Annotated in this window: 1 pseudogene; it reads right to left on the bottom strand. The window is 41.1% G+C overall.

Annotation, left to right across the window (positions count from 1 at the left end):
* Positions 1 to 207, bottom strand: a pseudogene (locus AABK37_RS42570) (hypothetical protein); the annotation flags it as partial.

Genomic DNA, 207 nt, shown 5'->3' with positions numbered 1-207 from the left:
CTGATATAATTTTCTTTTAGCGGTTCCTGAAGTCGAAATGTGCCGAGAGTAGGAATTTTAATAGATTTACCCGACTTGACCAATACGCTCCCGTTGCTGTCATAAACAGTGAAAGACTGTTTATTCTTACGGGTTTTACGAGTTGGCGGTCTAGTAATTCCTTTGCGCCATCTACTAAAAGCGGTTTGCAAACTTTGGAATGCTGAC

The sequence above is a fragment of the Tolypothrix sp. VBCCA 56010 genome (assembly GCF_050875635.1).
In the GTDB taxonomy this organism is placed as follows: domain Bacteria; phylum Cyanobacteriota; class Cyanobacteriia; order Cyanobacteriales; family Nostocaceae; genus Hassallia.
The sequence above is the reverse complement of the archived record's forward strand: the minus strand, read 5'-3'. Positions and strand labels throughout refer to the sequence as shown.